The sequence below is a fragment of the [Bacteroides] pectinophilus genome (genome assembly GCA_025146925.1).
Classification (GTDB): domain Bacteria; phylum Bacillota; class Clostridia; order Lachnospirales; family Lachnospiraceae; genus Bacteroides_F; species Bacteroides_F pectinophilus.
This window is the reverse complement of sequence record CP102260.1, coordinates 2785874-2806454: the sequence shown is the minus strand read 5'-3', so window position 1 is coordinate 2806454 and position 20581 is coordinate 2785874. Positions and strand designations below refer to the sequence as shown.

The following is a 20581-nucleotide window of genomic DNA, read 5'->3' as shown; positions in this document are numbered from 1 at the left end:
GCAGAAAAGATGATTGAGATATTAGTAGATTTATATCAAAGTGTAATGACAATATATTTTTTGACAAGATGCCTTCATATAGCACCCGGACGCAAGGCATCCAAGGTATTTATAATTGGATGTATGCTTACTTTTTCATATCTGGTAATACAGAGTAAAATTAATGTGTTTGAGGGAAGCGGAATACTAATTTATATGTTGATATCATTCCCGATTTGTTTGGTTTATATGGATGGAAGTTTTGTAAAGAAACTTATATATAATATAGTCCTCATAATCATTCTGATATTTTCTGCGGTTATAGCAGGAAGTATTATATCGTTTATATTCGAAACAAATTATATAGATATGGTCTATAATGGCGGAAAAGCAAGATATCTGGCAATTGTGTTAAATCAGATAATACTTACAGGATGTATTATTGCAATCACAAAACAGGCAGACAGATTGAAAGAATTACGGGATTATGCTTACGCGGTTACTGCCGCAATGATTCCGCTAATAAGTATTTTTTTGTGTGGCATGGTCCTGAGAATTGATAATGGTGATATACATGGAGAAATCTATGTGATAGCTGTAATAGTTGGAATAGCTATTATAAATATAATTAATTTTATATTAATGGCTAAGGAACAACAACGATATCATCAGATGATAAAAGAAAAGGTAAGGCTTACAGCACTTGAGTATCAGCGTGCGGATATTGACGAGATTAAACGTGTGCATCGGGAAAATGAGAGGGCGCGCCATGAGTTTGAAAGGATTATTAATATGATAGACAGCCTGCTTACGGCAAACAGTGTCGAAGAAGCACGCCGGTATATTACAAATGTAACGAGTGGCAGAATTCTTCCGGATGAGGGGATTGTTTATACGTCTAACATTATAATAAATCACGTACTAAATAGAAAAAACAGATATTGCAGGGAAAAAGGTATTTCGTTCAGTTGTCTTGTAGAAGGAGAATTATCCGGAATAGATGACCTTGACTTTCATATTCTCATTGAAAATCTTCTTGATAATGCAATCGAAGCAGCAGAGAATAGCAATGATAAAATGATTAATCTGATGATATATTCTGATAAGACGGGAGTAGGAATTGAATTAAGTAATTCTATAATGCCAAATGCTTTAAACAATAATCCGCTATTTAAGACTACAAAAGATGACAAAGAACATCATGGCTATGGTATGGATAATATACGTTACATAGTCAATAAATATAATGGACGGATTATATATAAAAATATAAGTCATTCAATGATAATGTTTAAGATTGTGTTGATTATCGCTGATAATAAATGACTCACGCCAAAATAGTGCCTCTTGCGCCAAAACTATTGAAAATTGTAATTTTAAAAGCCATACTGTGACCATAGGAGTGACCAAAGGAGAAAATTACAATGAAAAAAATGATATTTGGTATTATTACGATGTGCATTATGATGATGTGTGGATGCACTAATGGCAGAAGTGAAAATATTAATTATACACAAACAAAATCTGAAACTAATGAGGAGCTTAGTAATGAGTATGAAATTGAAAGTAATGAAGAAAGGGCGGAAGTTGTGTCTGGATATGTGAATGAAAATATGACTTTACAAAGTGATTATAGTTTAAAAAATAATGATAAAAAAGATGAAGAAATGCAGGCATATAATAAATTGGAAGAAGATAGTGTAAATTCAAATCAAAAAAGTAATGATGTAGAAATTGTTTATGGAAATACAGGAAAATGTGTATTGGTAGAATCGGAAGAAGATGTTGAACAGATACGTAATTCCCTGCAATCGCTTATACTTGAAATATATACGGGAGAGCAGTTTACAGGATGGATGTATAAAGTAGTGTTAAATGATAGTGATAGAACAACATATACTTTTTCGGGAAATATTTGCAGTATAAGGATTGGAGAAAATGAGACAAAATATCTTGTTAATAAAGACAATAACTATGAAAACATTATGTCAATTTTATCAAAATATGCAATAAGTAATTAGATGTCGGAATGAATGAAGTTTTGACAATACTCAGCCTATTCCTTAATTATTTTCATCCAAAACACATAAAAATATACCACTTGGGAAGAAAAACGACCACTTGCGCAAAGTGTATTGTAAAAATAACAAAGTTAGTATATGGTATGAATTATAAAACAGTATTGCAATAGGAGGTGGAGGTGTCATGAAGAAGATATTAAAGTATGTGATATTATCCTTAATCTTAGTATGCCTGATATGTGGAGCAGTTTATAAATTTGTTCCGTTTAATATTGCAAAGCGTATGGGAGTGTATGATAAAGAAGCAGCGTACATAGTGCCATACAGCGATGAATCAGTGAAAATATCAGGACAAGGGTGTGACGAAGTGGCTGCATTACTTAACGGACTCAAAGGAACTCCTTTTTCCAGAAAAGGAATCACAGGAGCGGCACCGGAACAATTTGTTGATATTGTGTATACAGATGGAAGCTATTCACGGTGGCAGATAGGCGGTGGCTGGGTAGCTGTAAATGCTAATGACAAATCAAATGATTATAAGACTAAAGAGGATGATGTACTTGCCAGAATTAATGCTATTCTTGGGTACAGCAGATGATATAAAATGCTATTATAATTAAGAACGTGAAGTGCTTGTATATTGTTTATAATAGCAATCAAAATATAAAAAGCTGCTGTCTAAAGCCGGTAATCCGGTTGGACAGCAGTTTTTTGCAATATCTATAAGCCAAATCTTTCTTATAGTCATAAAAATATACCACTTGGGAAGAAAAACGACCACTTGCGCAAAGTGTATTGTAAAAATAGCAAAGTCGGTATATGGTATGAATTATAAAACAGTATTGCAATAGGAGGTGGAGGTGGCATGAAGAAGATATTAAAGTATGTGATATTATCCCTGATCTTAGTATGCCTGATATGTGGAGCAGTTTATAAATTTGTTCCGTTTAATATTGCAAAGAGGTTGGGAATATATGATAACGAAGTGGCGTACATAGTGCCATACAGCGATGAATCAGTGAAAATATCAGGACAAGGGTGCGATGAAGTGGCTGCATTACTTAACGGACTCAAAGGAACTCCTTTTTCCAGAAAAGGAATCATAGGAGCGGCACCGGAACAATTTGTTAATATTGTGTATACGGATGGCAGCTATTCGCGGTGGCAGATAGGCGGTGGCTGGGTATCTGTAAATGCTAATGGCAAATGGAATGATTATAAGATTAAAGAGGATGATGTGCTTGCCAGAATTAATGCTATTCTTGGGTACAGCAGGTGATATAAAAACTATTTAATAAAAGTTATAGAATTGGACAGTGAAATATACTGTAAGAAAAGGTGATAAACATATGAATAAATTAATATATGAATATTTTACAAGTACAAGCGCCTATTCAGGCAGTCATTCTAAAGTAAAGAAACATCAGTTAAAAATTTCCAGATATAACATTTCTAAATATGCCATACTGAACGGAAAGTATAATGGGCGTAAAATGTCATATGATACAAAAGGATTTTACTCATCGATCTGCAAAATGGCAATAAAAAAGAAAAATGGATATTTTTCAATTTCGGAGGATTATGCAAATGCCGAAACGTCATATAAGATTGCGATTTCTTTTGCAATGGGGATGCTGGCAGCGAGAATTATAGCTAATAATGAGTATAAAATTTCAAGATTATATCATTTTACAGACAGCAGGCTTAATACGAGGTTAAAACGTGGCGAAATGGCGCCTGACTGGTTTGGACTTGATAATAAAGGCAACGCGTATTTGTTTGAAAGCAAGGGGACTATAAGTAACAGAATATCATCGGATACAGTTGACCACGCAAAAAATCAGTTGCGTAATGTTAAATCTGTAACTGTTATTTCAACGGGAATAAAATATAATTATACTGGAATTCAAAAGCATGTAATAGGTTCATGTTTTTCTAAATATGACAAGGTGGATGATGTATGGCATATTCATGATGTTGATCCTGAAGAAGATGGCGGTATGGAATTTACAATTAATATTGATAAAGAATGTTTTAAGTATTATCAGACATTTATACTGAGCATGGAATTGTTAAATATTCCTTATCAGAGAGTGGATATAGGTAATCAGTATTACTATCGCTGGACAGATGTAAACGAAAAATACTATATTTTTGGGAAAATATATGATTTGATAAAGTCAGGAAACTTCAATGAAAACAATAGCTACAGCAATTTGAATAATCGTGTGGATCAGCTGCTTGAGAAAATGAAGCTTCCGGCGCATATAGTCGCTGATGATATATCAACTTATGAGGATGGAATAATAGTTTCAGGTCTGGATGCATTTGCAAATGCCTGATGTGATACATTAAAAAGTTATCCGGTTAAAAGTAATTGTATAATTAAATTGCATTTACAACCAATTATATTGGTACACTGCATATGATTTCTGTATTGTAACATTGACGCAGGAGGTTTAGGCGGCTGAAACAAACACAACTGTAGAGATAATAGAAGGAGGTGACCTGCCATGTATGGACAGTACGACAGCTCAGACGGAAGCATGGATGCCATGGGGCTGAATGTGGACAAAAAAATGTATAAGAAATCAGGCATTGAATTTCACGAAGAGGACGAAAAAGAAATTGATGCCAGAATGAAGGAGAAATTCGAGCAGAGCAAAAAGAGAGAAGGGTTACTGCAAAGAATATTTAAGCATAAGAAGTAAGTAAGATGGCTGTCCACAGCGTATCCTGTGAACAGCTATCTTTACACATAAGAAAAATATTTAATATGAAGGGATGGTAACAAACCAATGTTAGATCTACCATATTATTTAGCATTTTTTATTATTTTAATAGCTGTGGAATTAATCTGGCATTATGCAAGATATGATGTAGTGGAGGCAGTATGTGTAGAATTTACAAGCAGGCGTGGCGGCTATGAAGGGCAGAAATATTATCCGGCAACGTATGAATATGAGATAGACGGGCAGAAGTACAGCATATACACAGAGGCTATATGGAAGCCGAAAAAAGGTGTGCCATGCAAATTGTTTGTAGGCAAGAAAAATCGTAATAAGGTAGTGCCGTACAGCTCTGTCATGAAGCTGATAGTAATAGCCTCAGTATGCGGATTTGTAAGTACGTTGTTGATAATATACTGCTGCGTAAGCGGGTATTATGCAATGTTCAGGTGAAATACGCGGAGCGTAATATAAACAAGTAAAAATGAGACGGCATCAGCCGTCTCACACAAAAATATCATATAATATTGAATACAGAACATTTACTTAGCAGTAATGCTTACAGAAAGCGGAAGCTGTGTTGAGGCATGAGACCGTTTCAAGTTTTGTGTAAACGTTAAAAACTGATATAAGATTTGTGAATAGTTACAAATGGGCAGAGCCGATTTTCCGGATTCTGCCCATATCTGCATTATACAGTAGTTTTTTGGCATGTCAATAAAACCTGCCTAAAATTGACTGCTTTACAGGTTCCGTCCTGCCAGACGTTCTTCAAAATAAATTTCAAGCTGGGAATGGATCTGTCCCCAGTCCTGCCTGTGTCCGGTCCATTTTTTCGTGATATCCATGGTTGCCAGATACAGCATTTTCAAAAGGCTGTCATCTGACGGAAAAACGGTCTTGCTTTTGGTCACTTTCCGAAGCTGACGGTTGAATCCTTCAATGGCATTTGTGGTATAAATCAAACGTCTTACAGCTTCTGGATACTTGAAATAAGTGGACAGTGTTGCCCAGTTATCATGCCAGGATTTATAGATTTTTGGGTACTTGGAATCCCATTTATCCTTGAACAATTCTAACTCATTTAAAGCTGTTTCTTCCGTTGGAGCTGCATATACAAGCTTCAGATCAGCCATCAGTTTTTTGATGTCTTTGTATGAAACAAACTTCGTTGAATTACGAATCTGATGGATGATACACTGTTGAATCTCTGTTTTTGGATAAACAGCCTCGATTGCCTGTGGAAATCCATTTAAACCATCAACGCATGCAATCAGGATATCCTCAACGCCTCTGTTTTTTAATCCATTCATGATAGAAAGCCAGAACTTTGCACTTTCGTTTTCTCCAACATACATTCCAAGAACATCTTTTTTCCCATTCATATCGATACCAAGGGCAATGTAAACCGCACGTTTTACAATACGTCCTTCACTGCGGACGTGATAGTGGATTGCATCCATAAATACTACAGCATACACTTCTTCCAAAGGGCGTTCCTGCCATTCTTTTACAATCGGCAGGATTTTGTCTGTGATCCGGCTGATTGTGCTGTCAGAAATATCAATATCGTATAATTCACGCATGTGGGATTCAATGTCTCCAGTTGTCATTCCCTTGGCATACATGGAAAGTATTTTTTCTTCCATGTCCTGAGTTACGGTATTCTGATATTTTTTAATCAGCTGTGGTTCATAATCACCGTTACGATCCCTTGGTATAGCTACATCCATATCTCCATAACTGGTGTGCATGGTTTTGCTGGAATGTCCATTTCTACTATTGTCTGTTTCTTTGTTCCGATAGTCATACTTGGAATATCCTAATTCTTCATCTAGTTCTTCATCCAAAGCACCTTCCAAAATGACAGACATCATGTCACGCATGATGCTGTTAACATCAGTGCCATCTTTGATGCTGATATCATTATTTTTCAGATAGTCACGCATCATTTCTCTCATTGCTGCTTTTTGTGGGCTGTCTTTTCTTCTTGCCATAAAAATAACCTCCAAACTGAGTAATTTTATCTTACATCAGTTTGGAGGTTTACACAAACTTTGGGATACTCCCTGAGGCATCAGAATTACCATGTCTTAAAACTGATATTAAGATCAACATTTGTGCTGATTCCGTTAACCTTACCGCTCTCACTGTACTGCCAGATGCTTATGTCATAAGGTATATATGGCGTCTGGTTGTAATCTGCGTACCACTTGTCATATGCGGTAAGTCTGCTTATATCGACAAGAGACGCAAATCCCTTGATGTTGGCATATATCATAGGCGTGTAGCCGGCTGCTTTGATACGTTCACAGAATGCGATAACTGCATCGGTAAGCTCACCCTGTGACAGATTTTCCTGACGGTAGGAGTCATTTACAATCTCTTCAACATCAATCACAACCGGATAATTAATCTTAAACGGCTTGAGCGTGTTAATTACAAAATCAGCCTCCTCTTCAGCTTCAGCAGTAGTTATTGCCTGTGAGAAGAAATATGCACCGACGTTAAGACCATTCTGTATGGCACCTGCCGCATTAGTCTTGAAGGCTTCATCTTCCTTGATGATACCGGTTCCGTAAGAGCGGTAGCCGACACGTAAGAAAGCGTATTCAATGCCGTCTGTCTTCACCTGGCTCCAGTCAATGTCACCCTGATACTTCGATACGTCAATTCCGCGGTGTGTCTGGATTGCAGCATCGCTGTAGTTCATGAAGCCTCTGTCATCCTTGGAGAATGCGGACAGATTGAGGTTGTGCATAGGAAGCGACTTATTGATATCAACAAAGACGTATCTGCCGTCATCAGCAAATACAATCTTATCAGTAAATGTCTTCTTGAGATATGATATTGTTGATGTGCCGTTAGAAAAATTCTCGCGCATGTTGTCAAGAACAGCCTGACGGCCCTGTGCCTCAGCAGCCTGAGCCATCTTATTGGCTACATCCATGGAATATGCCGGATTGGATATGCCGGCTTCAACATAAGCCTTCTGCTGTCTGCGGTATTTTATGTTAGCAGATACAGCGGCAATTATACTTACGACAGCGATAATTGTAACAACTGCGAGTATAAGAAGGTATCTGTACGGACTTGCCTTCTGACGCTTAGCCTTCTGCTGACGCTGCGGCTTAGGCTGGCGTGAAAGATTTTCCTGATTAATATTCTGTGTATTCATATTTTCACTTCTTTCGATTTGGTCTTTACGAACTTACATTCTTATACTAAAATAGTAAGCTGATATTGTCAATGAATATAAGGATGGAAAATATTTTGTTAAATTATACATTAGCGGCTGTAGTGGCAGCAGTTGTCATAGCCGTTGTTTTATTACTGATAAGAAGACACCTCCGGTGCGGGGAATGGGACGACATGGATGGCGGTGAGTTTGAGCTGTACTGTGCTGATCTTCTTGAAAAAAGCGGATTCACCGATGTAGAGGTTACGAAGGCAAGCCATGACTACGGTGTTGACATACTTGCCGAGAAGGACGGAGTATCATATGCGTTCCAATGCAAATGCTATACAGAGCCTGTAGGTATCAAGGCAGTTCAGGAGATATATGCGGGACGTGATTATTATGACTGCATGGTCGGTGTTGTCATGACGAACCAGTATTTTACGACGCCTGCAGTCAATGTTGCAAAGAAGCTTAAGATTATGCTGTGGGACAGGGGATATCTTGAAGCGATGATGGACGAGCGGTAGTCATATTGCACAGCACATTTATAAAATATTGTAAATGTATAACAATATTTATTACACTTGCGAAAAATATATTCTGTAAAATAAAAAAGCTGTTGAAAGTTTGTTAATGTATAACAATCTTTTAACGGCTTTTTTGTGCGTAATTAAGCGGGTTTTTCTGTTGACTTTTGCCTGTGGCGATGATAAATTGTTAATCACAGCACAGCAGTTAATTCCTGCATAGCTGTTCATTACGGTACTGGACTGCTTTGGCACGTTCGATTAAGTATTTGTATCTTTTTTGTTCTGAATTGAGCTGATAGATATAGCAGTCTATCAGGTCAGGTTCAACAGCATTTTCAAAGTTGGAATATGCTGTTTCGATAGCATTTTTTGTCATGGCAATTTCCTCAAGAAGATATTTTTCTTCGTAAGTAAGCGGTTTTTGTTTTGTTTTTTCTTTTCTGAACATAAGACCTGCTTTCATTAAGATTTCTTAAAGGTTTCGTTATAAGTAATTTTTACCATCATCTTAATTATAGTCACGGCTATAAGAATCTATACAGTTTATTATCAGATAATTCCAAATATGTTTTATCAGACAGTGGCAGCGCGCAGCAACGCTAAGCCACGGAAAGGAGGCCTGTCTGCAGATTTTTGGTATGGCAGCGGTGACAGCTGTTACTTTGGCGGCGGCAGCCTGCGATTATATTTCTTATAAGATTCCCAACAGACTTATGCTGTATGCGGCTTTTTCAATCGCGGGCGGAATAATTACAGAAGCAGTGTGGATGAATACATGCAGTCCGGGCATGATTGCTGATATTCCGGCAAGGATGATTGTGATGCTGATTATTCTGATTCCGGTATATCTCGTGCATGCGGTTGGTGCGGGTGATATCAAGCTTATGTGCGTTATGGCATCGGTTACGGGCATTAAGAGGGCATGTGTGATATTCGCTGTGGCACTGGTGATATCGGCGTTGTACGGAATTCCGGTTCTTATAAGGAGGAGGGGATGCGGTATGCACAGAATACATTTTTCGTATGCAATATTAGCGGCACTGATTATGAGCATATTAAGTACACAGATTATATGGTGAGAATTTTAAGGGAAAATGACATGAGGGGGAGAGAATAATGGAAAAAGTATGTGCGGTTTTTGATTATGATGAACAGTACGCAAGAAGACTTATGAATGCCATGAATTCACGTAAAGGTGTTAATTACAGGACAATTATGTTCACGGAGGAATCTGCACTCGGTGAATATATGGCAGACAGGCAGCTGCCTCTGCTTGTGGTTGGGGAAGAGGCAATGGAGCAGATTACGGACACACACAGAGTAAACAGGGTTGTTGTATTGCGGGAGGATTCAGGCACAGCAGGGACATACAGTAATGAAAAGGTCTCAGAGGTCTATAAGTATCAGCAGGCGGACTCGCTGATATATTCAATTGTCGGAGATGAAGTCTCAAGAATATATACATACGCTGATGACAGAAAGGTTATCGGAATATATTCACCGATACATTATGCAGGCAAGACATCATTTGCACTGGCACTTGCTTCTGCATGCGCCAAATCGCAGGAGCGTGTGCTATACGTGAATATGGAGGAATTCTCAGGACTGTCGGAACTTCTTCCTGACTGTGGTGCGGGAAATATGTCGGATGCACTCTATACATACAGGACTAACAGGGCAGCATTTGCCAATGCACTTGAGAAGATTGTCGGCAGGACAGGCGACGTATATTATATTCCGCCAATAAGATGCGCTGATGACATTACATGCCAGACGGCGGAGGAGTGGCAGGATTTTATAACAGATATAGCTTCAAGCGGGCTGTATGACACGATAATTCTGGACATAGGAACACTTGTAAGTGAGCCGTGGCGTGTGCTTGAGGTATGTACAAGAGCGATAATGCCTGTGCGCGAGGACTACATCTCAATGCAGAAGTTAAATGATTTTGAGACTTATATGCTGTCAATGGGAAGAGAGCATGTATGCGGAATTATAGAGAAAATGCTGCTGCCGAAGGATAACGGTATGGTGCTTGATAAGGGATATCTTGATGCAGCAGAGTATGGCACGCTTGGAAGACATGCAAGGGAGGTAGTTAAAAGCTGGCAGTGACAAAGATATCATTGGATAATAATTTGCAGTCAAAAGCACAGGATATGCTGAAGAACCGTGTCAGGGAAGAGATGAACCTTGGGGAGGACATGACGGACGAAGAGCTGCTTGGTCTGATTGACAACACAATGGGATATGTTGCATCACAGATTCCGCTCCCGGTTAATTCAAGGCTTGATATACGCAGAAATGTATTTAATTCAATGAGAAGATTCGGCGTACTGCAGGATCTGCTTGATGATGACACGATAACCGAGATTATGGTCAACGGGCAGGGACGGATTTTTATTGAGAGACAGGGCCGTATAAGCCTCAGCGGCAGGTGCTTTGAGTCGCAGCAGGATCTCGAGGACGTAGCGCAGAGAATTGCCGCGTGGTCTAACAGAACTGTTAATGAAACGGAGCCGATTCTTGATACAAGACTTGCAGACGGTTCCCGTGTCAACATAGTACTTGATCCGATTGCGATTGAAGGTCCTGCAATAACTATAAGAAAGTTCTACGATACACCGATAACAATAGAACGGCTTATAGAGCTGGGCTCAATAACGAAGGAGGTATCATGCTTCATGGAGTGTGCGGTAAAGGCAAGATATAACATATTTGTAAGTGGCGGAACGGGTTCCGGTAAGACAACCTTCCTTAATGCACTGTCCAATTATATACCTGCAGACGAGAGAATTATTACGATTGAAGATTCGGCAGAGCTTCAGATACATGATGTGGACGGAAAACCACGTAATCTGATACGCCTTGAGACGCGCAATGCCAATATGGAAGGCAATAATGCAATAACAATAAGAGACCTGATTAAGTCCTGTCTGCGAATGCGTCCGGATCGTATAGTCGTGGGAGAGATAAGGGGTGCTGAGGCAATTGACATGCTTCAGGCAATGAATACCGGAATGGAAGGAAGTCTCTCCACAGGACACAGCAACAGTGCTACAGACATGCTTAACAGAATTGAGACAATGGTCCTTATGGGAATGGATATGCCTGTTCAGGCAATAAGAAGCCAGATTGGTTCGGCGATAGATATTATAGTGCACCTTGGAAGGCTGCGTGACAAATCAAGGCGCGTGCTGCAGATAGTCGAAGTAACGGGATACAAAGATGGTGAAATTATGCTTAATCCGCTGTACCGATTTGAAGAAACGGGAGAGCAGGATGGCAGGGTATGCGGAAGACTGGTAAAGTGTGGATGCATGACTAACACAGATAAATTTATAGCTGCGGGGGTGAGAGATTGGGGACAGACGGAAAACTGCATGCGGGAATAGCATTTGGAAAGGACATTAGATTGTGGCTTAAGAGTCTTTTCATACCTGTTGCGGTGGGAATCATATTTTATAACTCGTTTCTTGTGGTTATTCTGCTGCTTCCACTGTGCTGGGTATATGTGAGAATTCAAAAAAGAGAGCTTGCAAAGCGGGAGGATGAGCGGCTTGCCGGTGCATTTAAAGACGGAATAATAGCAGTTTCATTCTCACTTAACGTAGGTTATTCAATTGAAAATGCATTCAGGGAAGCATACAAAGAGATGCAGATGTTATATGGAAGTGAAAGCAGGATAGCAAAAGAGTTCAGGATTATATGCAACAGAATGGCACAGAATGAGAATATTGAGGACATTCTTGAAGATTTTGCGGCCGAGAGCGGAGTGGAGGATATTCTGTATTTTGCCCAGGTATTCAGGTACGCCAAGAGAAGCGGAGGAGACCTTATGTCAATAATCCGTAATACAGCGTCAGTTATAAGGGATAAGAATGAGGTGGCTGAAGATATAAGGACAATAATAAGCGGACGGCGCATGGAGCAGATGGTAATGAATTTTGTGCCGTTTGGAATAATTGTATATCTGCGGCTTGCATCGCCTGAATTTATAGAGCCTCTGTATGGCAATGCCGCAGGGGTGGCAGTGATGACGGGGTGTCTTGCGGTATATGCATTGGCAATCGCATTGGGGAGAAAGATAACTGATATAAAGGTATAGATGCATAGATATGCGTAACAGGGGGGGGGATTGTATGGATATCGGCGAATATATAGAGCACTGCACCGTTAAGTGTGAACGGTTTGCAAAAGAAAAGCTGGAAATTAATATTCAGCATGAATGGATGTACAGAATTATTGTAGCAGCCGGAGCCATTGTTATAACAGGATTTTTAAGTGCTGCAGCACTTTGTGCAGGAAAGAATACGAATCTGGATAATGGGCGGATTACAAGACCAGGAGCAGGAGAGGGTGCGCTGAATCTGGACATACAGGCAATAGATGAGAATAGTGGGCAAAAACAGCAGATAGCTGTGGAGGTCCTGCCAAGGCAGCCCACGTATGAGGAAGCTATGAACAGCTTTGCCGATGCAGACAGCTTTGTGTCTGATAATATTGTTGCGGACAATGAGTCCTTACAGCATGTAACCAGAGATCTTAATCTTATGACGCAGATACCTGAATATGGAATAAATGTTGAATGGTACTCGTCAGATTACGATATCGTCGGATATGATGGAAGCGTCAATACGGATAGTATTGGCGGTACCGGAACCAATGTTGAACTTACAGCATTGATGACATGCGGAAGTTATAAATCTGAATACAGATATCAGGTACATGTTGAACAGCCGGATCTGAATGGGGAAGAAAGGCTGTGGAAATCAGTAAAAGCATGCGTCGATGCGGTGCTTGAATCTGAAAAGCATTCTGATACTGTAAGCCTGCCGCAAAGTGTTGAAGGACATTCCATACGTTATGAGGAGAATGGCGGAAATGCTGTTCCGGCAATAATTATGGCAGGTGTACTTGCAGCGGCCGCGTTAATAGCAGGACGTGAACAGGGAAAACGCAAGGCTGTAAGGCTGAGGAATAAGCAGCTTCAATATGATTACACTGAGATTGTGTCTAAGCTGACACTTCTTACGGGTGCGGGCATGTCGGTAAGGCGTGCATGGGAAAAGATTGCACTTGACTACAATAATAAGATGAAGGACATGCCAAAGGAAAAGTACCATGCGGTATATGAGGAGATGATGACGACGCTTCGTCAGATGCAGTCAGGAATGTCTGAGAATATAGCATATGCTGAATTTGGACGGAGATGCGGTATCAAGGAATACCGAAAGCTCGGCACGCTTCTTGAACAGAATGTACGGAAAGGCACAAGAGGACTTTCGGTGCTTCTTGAACAGGAATCAGAGGAAGCATTTGAACAGCGCAAGAATCTGGCAAAGCAGCTTGGAGAAGAGGCAGGAACAAAATTATTACTGCCAATGATACTTATGCTTGCGGTAGTTATGGTAATCGTAATGGTTCCTGCGATGATGTCTTTCAACTTCTGACGGAATAAGAATGGGGGAATATATATGGTGAAAAATATTATAACAAAGTTTGTGGAAGATGAGGATGGAATGGGTGTTGTTGAAATCATCCTTATAATCATTGTCCTTATCGGATTGGTAGTAATCTTCAAGAGACAGATTACATCACTTGTCAATTCTATATTGTCAAAGATGACGAGCCAGGCCAATCAGATATAGACAGAAAAGATGTAACATTTTATGGGATTGGAGATTGGAAATGTATGCGGTTTTACAGATTAAAAGCACAGATAACCGTGCTTGCATCACTTACTATAATATTGGTGCTTGCGGTTGTATGCACCTCAATAAAATCAGCATCTGATGCAGCGGTTAATGTAAAGCTTGGAATGGCTGCCAATCTGGCTGTTGAATCGGTCTTTGCAGGTTATACAAGGCAGATTGCAGACAGATTTAATATTCTTATAATGCCTGACAGGCAGTCGCTTGAAGCTGACATTACTTCATATGCCGGCAAGAGCTGTGAGAATAACGGAAGATTCGGAGGGGCACAGGCATTGGCATGTGACATTACAGCAAAGACATACCCGACAGATGAAGGTGGCAGTGTATTTGCATCGGCAGTAGCTTCATATATGCAATATGGCGTGTTTAGTGAATTTGCAGATATGCTCATGGGGAGCGAAAAAAGAATCAGGGCAGAGTACAGGACGGGAGAACTGGCGGAAGAGATTGCACAGTGCCGTGAGGATATTGCAGCAATAGATTCGGTATTACTGGAGCTGATTGCGCAGGTAGAAGGAATTGACTCTGCCGGAGGTTATTTTAAAAGTGAGAATGACGGACCTGCTGCAACAGGACAGGGATTTGTCAAAACAGCGGCGCCTGATGAGCCGTCACCATCACTTATGGGGGTAAGTGATCTGCGTGTATATAATGTCATGAAACCGCATTATTCCAATCTGTCAGCAATATTAAGTGATATTCAGGATGATGCATATGAGCTGGACAATCTTGATGATGATGCATCACCACAAAAGGAAAGATGGCTGAAGGCATCAGTCTCCGGTTCAATATCTGAACTTGAAGATGCTGTGGATTCAGCAAAAGCTGCGTGCGAAAGAGGAATAGAGCTTTGCAATATGTACAGGAAAAGCAAAGATTCGGTTGTGAAAAAGGCAAAGACTGCGCAAGGTCATATAGATGAGAGCAGGAATCTTATCGGAAAGGAAGTCGCGGATATCCTGTATGAAGATGCAGGAAAAATCGGGCAATTCGCAACGGATGACGCTATCTGCGATGCGGAGACGGTATATTCGGCATTAAGGGATATATTGCCGTATTTTATGCTGCTTTCACAGAGAACACAGGACATAAGCAATGCTTACCGCAATGGCAGCTACGGAGAAGTGCAGGATCGGACACATGATGCCCGGATGACTGCGCAGGCAATAAGATATTCGGGACTGAAATTTAATTATTCAGGGGTTGTATTTAAGAAGAATAAGGCGGATAAGGGGATGTTTCAGAGAGTGCGTGATGTAATGTCCAAAGGCATGATGGGGATTGTGCTTGAAGATGGGGCAGAGGTATCGGAGAAGCAGATAACATTTTCAGACCTGGCAGATTCAGCCGTAAGTTATGACAGGTCGCATCTGGATGGCGTACTTACACAGATAAAGAATACGATACTTTATGATGAATATGTGATGATGCATTTTGACAGCTATACGGATTATATAACGAATGACCGGGGAGGCGGCACAAATACAGAGAATGCCAGTGTATCAGGTGATGAAGGCGAATTGCTGGATTACCAGGCGGAGTACATACTTAACGGATGCAGGACAGATTATGACAATCTTTTTATGACTGTCCTTAAGCTGTCTGCATTAAGAGAGGGGACAAATTTTGTCTGTCTTATGACAGACAGCGCCAGAAGGCAGGAGTGCTACGCTTTGGCGCTTGCAATGTTTGGTTTTACGGGAATGCCGGCAGTAGTCACGGCTGCTGAATATGTAATCATGGCATTATGGGCTTACGCGGAAGCGTTGTCGGACGTAAGGCAGTTAATGGCTGGGGATAAGGTAGAGCTTGCCAAGACGTCGGCAACGTGGAAACTGAGTCTTGAGGGAGCTGCTGCCTGTGATTTTGGGAAAAAAGATTCAGACAGGTCAGATTCCGGAATCAGCAAAGGACTTGATTATGAAGAGTATCTGCGGATACTTCTTATGATGTGTCAGCGTAATCAAAAGTATTACAGGACAATGGCACAGATAGAGCTGTGGGCAGTAAGGCGCGGATGTCAGGAGTTCAGAATGAGAAATCATATATGCGGTATGGATGCGGACATATCATTTAAGGCGGGAGCGTACAGAAACAGCAGATACAGCGTACAGAGTGTGTCATACGGATATTAATCTGTTAATGATGAGAAGACAGTATATTAACAGGATGGGTTGCGGGAGGTGACAAGTATGCCCGGAAGATATATCAATGCAACTATTAACAGAATATATGCAGGCCATAATGGCAGAAAGGAACAAAAGGAAGCAAAACCGGTCAGATATAATAAAAATAACATATCGTGTATCGTTTCGCCCAACGTGCACAGGGCATACTTATCAGCTTCCGCAACTGTTGAGGCAGCGCTTGTGATGCCGCTGTTTATATATGCGGTTACTGCGGTCATGTATATTATGCAGATGTTGTCAGTGCAGCTTCATATACAGGAAAGTCTGTATAACGAGTGCAGACTGCTGGCACGTTATGCATATCTGTCTGACTGCCTGCAAAACGGAGATGACAGTGATGGCGCGATATCATCAAATCAAAATGTGGCAGATGCATTTCCGGAAAAATCCATACTGGAAAGAGGTATTGATATTGCAGCCGTATATGCACTGTTTATCAGGGAGACGGGTGCGGATTATGCGGAAAAAATGCATATAAGCGGCGGTAATGCAGGATATATAATGACGGGTTCCAAAATACGTGACGGTAATAATGATATCGAACTTGAAGTAAGATATGCCATGAGGAATCCTTTTGATGTATTTGGAGTCGCGATAAGGACATTTACCCAGAAAGTGTGTGTCAGTGCGTGGACAGGAAGTGATATGTATGCAAAGGACAGTGCTTCTGAAAGCAACACACAGGAATATGTATATGTAACGCAGGATGGTGATGTATATCATACGGACAGGGCATGTACATATATAGACATAGCTGTCAGTAAGGTATCTTCGGTATCTGTGAATAAGCTGCGTAATAAAAGCGGAGGCATATATTACAGATGCGAATATTGTGGGACGGATTGCGGTGGCCTGTCCGAAGTATATATTACGGAATATGGCGGCAGGTATCATTCAAATAGTAGTTGCCCTAAGATAAGACGCAATGTAATCAAGGTATTAAAAACATCGGTGAAAGGAATGCGGCAATGCAGCAAATGTGGTACATAATTAATGCTATTCTTGTAGTATTTCTCGGAGTGGAAGCGGTAGTCGACTACAGACATAGAAATATATCGGCGGTATGCGCTGTTACAGTGCTTGCAGCATTGGCAGCGTGCAATCTGATATGCGGCAATATGGGGTGGAAAGATATATTATGCGGAATGCTTCCCGGAGCATTCATCATTATGCTGAGTGTAATGACGGGACAGGCAATAGGAAGCGGAGATGGGCTGGTGCTTATGGTTATTGGTGCTGCTGGGGGAGTGTATGTGTCAGTTATGGCGCTCATGTTTGCAGGTACGATAGCTGCGGTAATGATGCCTGCTTTACTTATGGCAGGAAAGGTGAAGAAAAAAAGCACTATAGCATTCATACCTTATCTGCTGGCAGGATATGTGGGGGTGATATTATGCGGCTGAGGGGTTCAATTACTGTGGAAAATGCAGTTATAGTGCCGCTTTTTGTAATTATAACGGTATCATTGATAATGCTTGATCTGTATATTCATGATAATCTGATTGCCAAAAGTACAGCACTGAAGCTTGGCGTAAAAGCTGAGATGGAGCTGTCTGACTATGCGGTAATGTCAGGGGCTGACAGGAATATCGTAAAGAAAAATATATGTGATGCAGGGCAGATATATGCTGCGGAGAAGACGATATCAATGCGTAATGTAAGGCTGGAAGTGCAGGATGGGAAAAAGATGGTTTCGGTTGTGTGTTACGGCAATACTCCTGACATGATATCACGTATTACGAAAAAACATAATGTGAGTGCGGGGGCAGATATTACGGTGAATTCACCGCCGGAATTTATAAGGCTTATTAATGCTGCAAAGAATATAATTGGATAGTTGCATATATGCGGAGGGAATTTTGTGGAAGGCAGATTTATAAATGAAGATAATAACAGTTATATCGAAATATATCCGGAGGTTGAGGGGGAGATTCCCCCGTATATAACCGGAATGCTCAGGAATAACAGAATAAAAGGAATTCTGGATATGCATGCACAGAGTGTTAATAACAGGATTGCATATTATTATGATACACATGGATATGAATCGTTAAAAGATATCGGAAGCAGGGAGAACAGCGGAACGGATGTTATTCTTGACATATTAAAGTGTCTTGACAGAACACTTGTGGCGCTTGATGAGTATTTTCTTGACAGGGATGGTATTGTACTTGAGCCGCAATATATTATGTGGGATTCTGACAGCCGAAAAGCCGGGTTTGTATATGTACCCGGGGAAACCACGCCTGTTAATGTAAAGCTGCAGCATCTGTTTGAGTATTACATGGAGCATATGCAGTATGGAAGACGTGAAGATACTGTGAGATTCTATGAAGCATATCAGCATACGCGAAGAAGCAATATAACGATTATGGAGCTTGTAGATATTATACAGGGAAATTCCAGAGATTTACATAATAGCTGCGTGCCGGCAGAAGAATGTGGAAAGGATGGAGCTGCTGAGGACAAAGCACCGGATTTGAAGATAGGACACAGTGAACATGCGCCGATAAAGAATACGGAACTTATTAATGTTAATCCGGGTATCGTCAGATGCATTGCCGTAATCATAAGTGTGTTTATCATATTAAGCCAGGTGTTCAGCTCGCGGTTTCCGGTGAGAATTCCTCTGATATCCGCTATAGTTCTGATGGCAGTACCTGCTGCAATGTATACAATGGCATCACGTATGGGGAAGGAAACAAAGGAAACAAAGGCAGCAAAGGCAGTAAAGGCGGCAAAGGCAGCAGAAGCAGCCGGGAAAACAACGCCGGTGAATCAACACGAAAGGCAGCAGCAAAGACAGCAGCACAGGCAGCCGGATGCGGTTTCGGAAGATGTATATGCAACACGGAAACTGTGTAATGCTGCTGTCTCTAATGTAACACATGTGCTTGAATTGTGGCATGATGATAATCCGGAAAATGGCAGGATTATAATTGACCGGCTGCCATGTGTTATCGGCAGGCATGGTATGGAGGCGGATGTGTTTATTGATGATGCGTATGTAAGCAGGATGCACGCACAGATCAGTATTGAGAATGAAGAAGTTGTGGTGAAGGATCTGTACTCCGGCAACGGCACATATGTCAATGGCAGAAGGCTTATACCGAATGAGCCGGAGAGGCTTAATAACGGCGATGTTATAACATTTGCAGCATCTCTCTACAGGGTTGTAAATTCAAATCCGATATGATATTCTTGAGCTATGTAATTCATTGATAAGAGAGGGAATGTAAGGAATGAATGTTAATATATATTATGGCGGAAGAGGTATGGTAGAAGACCCGACGCTGTCAGTGCTTGGTAAGGTTCAGGATGTACTTGACGAGCTTAAGGTACATGTGTCAAGGTATGACCTCCATGAGCTGAGAAGTTCAATTACAACACTTCCACAGACGCTTAAGGATGCAGATGCCGTCATACTTGCGGTTACGGTAGAATGGTTCGGAATAGGCGGAATTATGCAGGACTTTCTCGATGCCTGCTGGCTTTACGGTGATAAGGATAAGATAGCTTCAATATACATGTTCCCTGTCGTTATGGCGAAGACCTACGGAGAGAGGGAGGCGGCACTTACGCTTTCTAACGCATGGGAGATTCTTGGCGGTAAAGCAATGAACGGAATCTGTGCATATGTTGATGAGGATGCGGCTGAACTTGAGGATGATACAACGGCACTTGTAGAGAAGATGGCAGAGAATGTGTACAGGACTGTGTCACAGCAGGTTAAGACATTTCCGTCAAGCAACGCAGCGATGAAGAGGGCACTTATGAAGGAGACACTCCAGCTTACGCCACAGGAGAGCGAACAGTTATCCAGGTTTGTTGCCAATGATAAGTTCGTTGCAACTCAGAAGCAGGATATACAGGATCTTGCAGGAATGTTCATGGAGATGCTCGATGATGAGCAGAGAGGCGGAGACGATTATTACATATCAACGCTTAAGACGCATTACGAAGGCAGGAACGGATTTGACGCTTCTTATATTATTGTAATAAGCGATAAGCAGAAGACTGTAAGTATCAAAGCTAACGGGCAGAATGCAGATATCTCTCTGGTGAGCGAAGGAAGCAATAATGCGGATGTCGTGGGAAAGATGGAACAGCAGGTGTTTGATGATATAGTATATGGAAGAATGACATTCCAGCGAGCGTTCATGACAGGTGCTATGACAGCCAAGGGAGATTTCAGAATACTGAGAACGCTCGATGAGATATTCAAATTTTAATTA

At 40.9% G+C, this 20581-nt stretch carries 23 protein-coding genes; 20 read left to right on the top strand and 3 right to left on the bottom strand.

Translation table 11 applies throughout. From position 1 onward, the window contains the following. The first annotated feature begins 9 nt into the window (after window positions 1–9). The 7 genes from NQ488_13360 (at window position 10) to NQ488_13330 (ending at window position 5182) form a co-directional block, all read left to right on the top strand. On the top strand, window positions 10–1305 hold the full coding sequence (locus NQ488_13360) for a GHKL domain-containing protein (GenBank protein ID UWN95514.1): 1296 nt from the start codon (window positions 10–12) through the stop codon (window positions 1303–1305). A gap of 98 nt (window positions 1306–1403) precedes the next feature. Continuing rightward, entirely contained in the window at window positions 1404–2000 is a 597-nt protein-coding gene (locus NQ488_13355; GenBank protein ID UWN95513.1) for a hypothetical protein, read from the top strand. Between the two features lie 184 nt (window positions 2001–2184). Beyond that, window positions 2185–2598 (top strand): hypothetical protein, encoded by a 414-nt coding sequence (locus tag NQ488_13350; protein ID UWN95512.1) that lies wholly within the window; start codon window positions 2185–2187, stop codon window positions 2596–2598. 267 nt (window positions 2599–2865) lie between these two features. Further along, complete coding sequence (locus NQ488_13345) at window positions 2866–3279, top strand: hypothetical protein (protein UWN95511.1); 414 nt, start codon at window positions 2866–2868, stop codon at window positions 3277–3279. Between the two features lie 70 nt (window positions 3280–3349). Continuing rightward, window positions 3350–4342 (top strand): hypothetical protein, encoded by a 993-nt coding sequence (locus tag NQ488_13340; GenBank protein ID UWN95510.1) that lies wholly within the window; start codon window positions 3350–3352, stop codon window positions 4340–4342. A 171-nt stretch (window positions 4343–4513) separates the two neighbouring features. After that, window positions 4514–4711 (top strand): hypothetical protein, encoded by a 198-nt coding sequence (locus NQ488_13335; GenBank protein ID UWN95509.1) that lies wholly within the window; start codon window positions 4514–4516, stop codon window positions 4709–4711. An 87-nt stretch (window positions 4712–4798) separates the two neighbouring features. Continuing rightward, window positions 4799–5182, top strand: a complete 384-nt coding sequence (locus NQ488_13330) for a hypothetical protein (GenBank protein ID UWN95508.1) — start codon at window positions 4799–4801, stop codon at window positions 5180–5182. Window positions 5183–5472: 290 nt separating this feature from the next. Here NQ488_13330 and NQ488_13325 read toward each other — a convergent pair whose 3' ends face one another. Then, complete coding sequence (locus tag NQ488_13325; GenBank protein UWN97170.1) at window positions 5473–6690, bottom strand: IS256 family transposase; 1218 nt, start codon at window positions 6688–6690, stop codon at window positions 5473–5475. Between the two features lie 122 nt (window positions 6691–6812). Beyond that, window positions 6813–7907, bottom strand: coding sequence for a glycoside hydrolase family 25 protein (locus NQ488_13320; GenBank protein ID UWN95507.1), 1095 nt, complete (start codon window positions 7905–7907; stop codon window positions 6813–6815). A 95-nt stretch (window positions 7908–8002) separates the two neighbouring features. On the opposite strand from NQ488_13320, the gene NQ488_13315 reads away from it, so the two are divergent. Then, complete coding sequence (locus NQ488_13315) at window positions 8003–8437, top strand: restriction endonuclease (protein ID UWN95506.1); 435 nt, start codon at window positions 8003–8005, stop codon at window positions 8435–8437. A 208-nt stretch (window positions 8438–8645) separates the two neighbouring features. Here NQ488_13315 and NQ488_13310 read toward each other — a convergent pair whose 3' ends face one another. Further along, window positions 8646–8888 (bottom strand): YaaL family protein, encoded by a 243-nt coding sequence (locus tag NQ488_13310; protein UWN95505.1) that lies wholly within the window; start codon window positions 8886–8888, stop codon window positions 8646–8648. Window positions 8889–9078: 190 nt separating this feature from the next. Here NQ488_13310 and NQ488_13305 point away from each other — a divergent pair, with 190 nt between their 5' ends. Genes NQ488_13305 through NQ488_13250 form a run of 12 tightly spaced genes read left to right on the top strand, consistent with a single transcriptional unit; the run spans window position 9079 to window position 20578 of the window. Next, complete coding sequence (locus NQ488_13305; protein ID UWN95504.1) at window positions 9079–9519, top strand: prepilin peptidase; 441 nt, start codon at window positions 9079–9081, stop codon at window positions 9517–9519. Window positions 9520–9556: 37 nt separating this feature from the next. Then, window positions 9557–10555, top strand: a complete 999-nt coding sequence (locus NQ488_13300; GenBank protein UWN95503.1) for an AAA family ATPase — start codon at window positions 9557–9559, stop codon at window positions 10553–10555. A gap of 44 nt (window positions 10556–10599) precedes the next feature. Next, entirely contained in the window at window positions 10600–11835 is a 1236-nt protein-coding gene (locus tag NQ488_13295) for a CpaF family protein (GenBank protein UWN97169.1), read from the top strand. Then, the gene (locus NQ488_13290; protein UWN95502.1) at window positions 11802–12548 is read left to right on the top strand and encodes a type II secretion system F family protein; all 747 of its coding nucleotides are present in this window, start codon (window positions 11802–11804) and stop codon (window positions 12546–12548) included. The genes NQ488_13295 and NQ488_13290 overlap by 34 nt, the downstream gene beginning before the upstream one ends. Before the next feature lie 34 nt (window positions 12549–12582). Then, entirely contained in the window at window positions 12583–13893 is a 1311-nt protein-coding gene (locus NQ488_13285) for a type II secretion system F family protein (protein UWN95501.1), read from the top strand. A 24-nt stretch (window positions 13894–13917) separates the two neighbouring features. Then, a complete protein-coding gene (locus tag NQ488_13280) occupies window positions 13918–14091 on the top strand; it encodes a hypothetical protein (GenBank protein ID UWN95500.1) in 174 nt (57 codons plus the stop codon). A 44-nt stretch (window positions 14092–14135) separates the two neighbouring features. Beyond that, window positions 14136–16292, top strand: a complete 2157-nt coding sequence (locus NQ488_13275) for a DUF5702 domain-containing protein (GenBank protein UWN95499.1) — start codon at window positions 14136–14138, stop codon at window positions 16290–16292. 57 nt (window positions 16293–16349) lie between these two features. Next, on the top strand, window positions 16350–17336 hold the full coding sequence (locus NQ488_13270; GenBank protein ID UWN95498.1) for a pilus assembly protein: 987 nt from the start codon (window positions 16350–16352) through the stop codon (window positions 17334–17336). Continuing rightward, on the top strand, window positions 17315–17749 hold the full coding sequence (locus NQ488_13265; protein UWN95497.1) for a prepilin peptidase: 435 nt from the start codon (window positions 17315–17317) through the stop codon (window positions 17747–17749). Before NQ488_13270 ends, NQ488_13265 begins: the two co-directional genes overlap by 22 nt. Next, window positions 17740–18183 carry a hypothetical protein gene (locus NQ488_13260; GenBank protein ID UWN95496.1) on the top strand — a complete coding sequence of 148 codons (444 nt, stop codon included), beginning with the start codon at window positions 17740–17742 and terminating at the stop codon, window positions 18181–18183. Before NQ488_13265 ends, NQ488_13260 begins: the two co-directional genes overlap by 10 nt. Before the next feature lie 24 nt (window positions 18184–18207). Further along, window positions 18208–19542 (top strand): FHA domain-containing protein, encoded by a 1335-nt coding sequence (locus NQ488_13255; protein UWN95495.1) that lies wholly within the window; start codon window positions 18208–18210, stop codon window positions 19540–19542. A 46-nt stretch (window positions 19543–19588) separates the two neighbouring features. Next, the gene (locus NQ488_13250) at window positions 19589–20578 is read left to right on the top strand and encodes an SCP2 sterol-binding domain-containing protein (GenBank protein ID UWN95494.1); all 990 of its coding nucleotides are present in this window, start codon (window positions 19589–19591) and stop codon (window positions 20576–20578) included. Window positions 20579–20581: the final 3 nt, after the last annotated feature.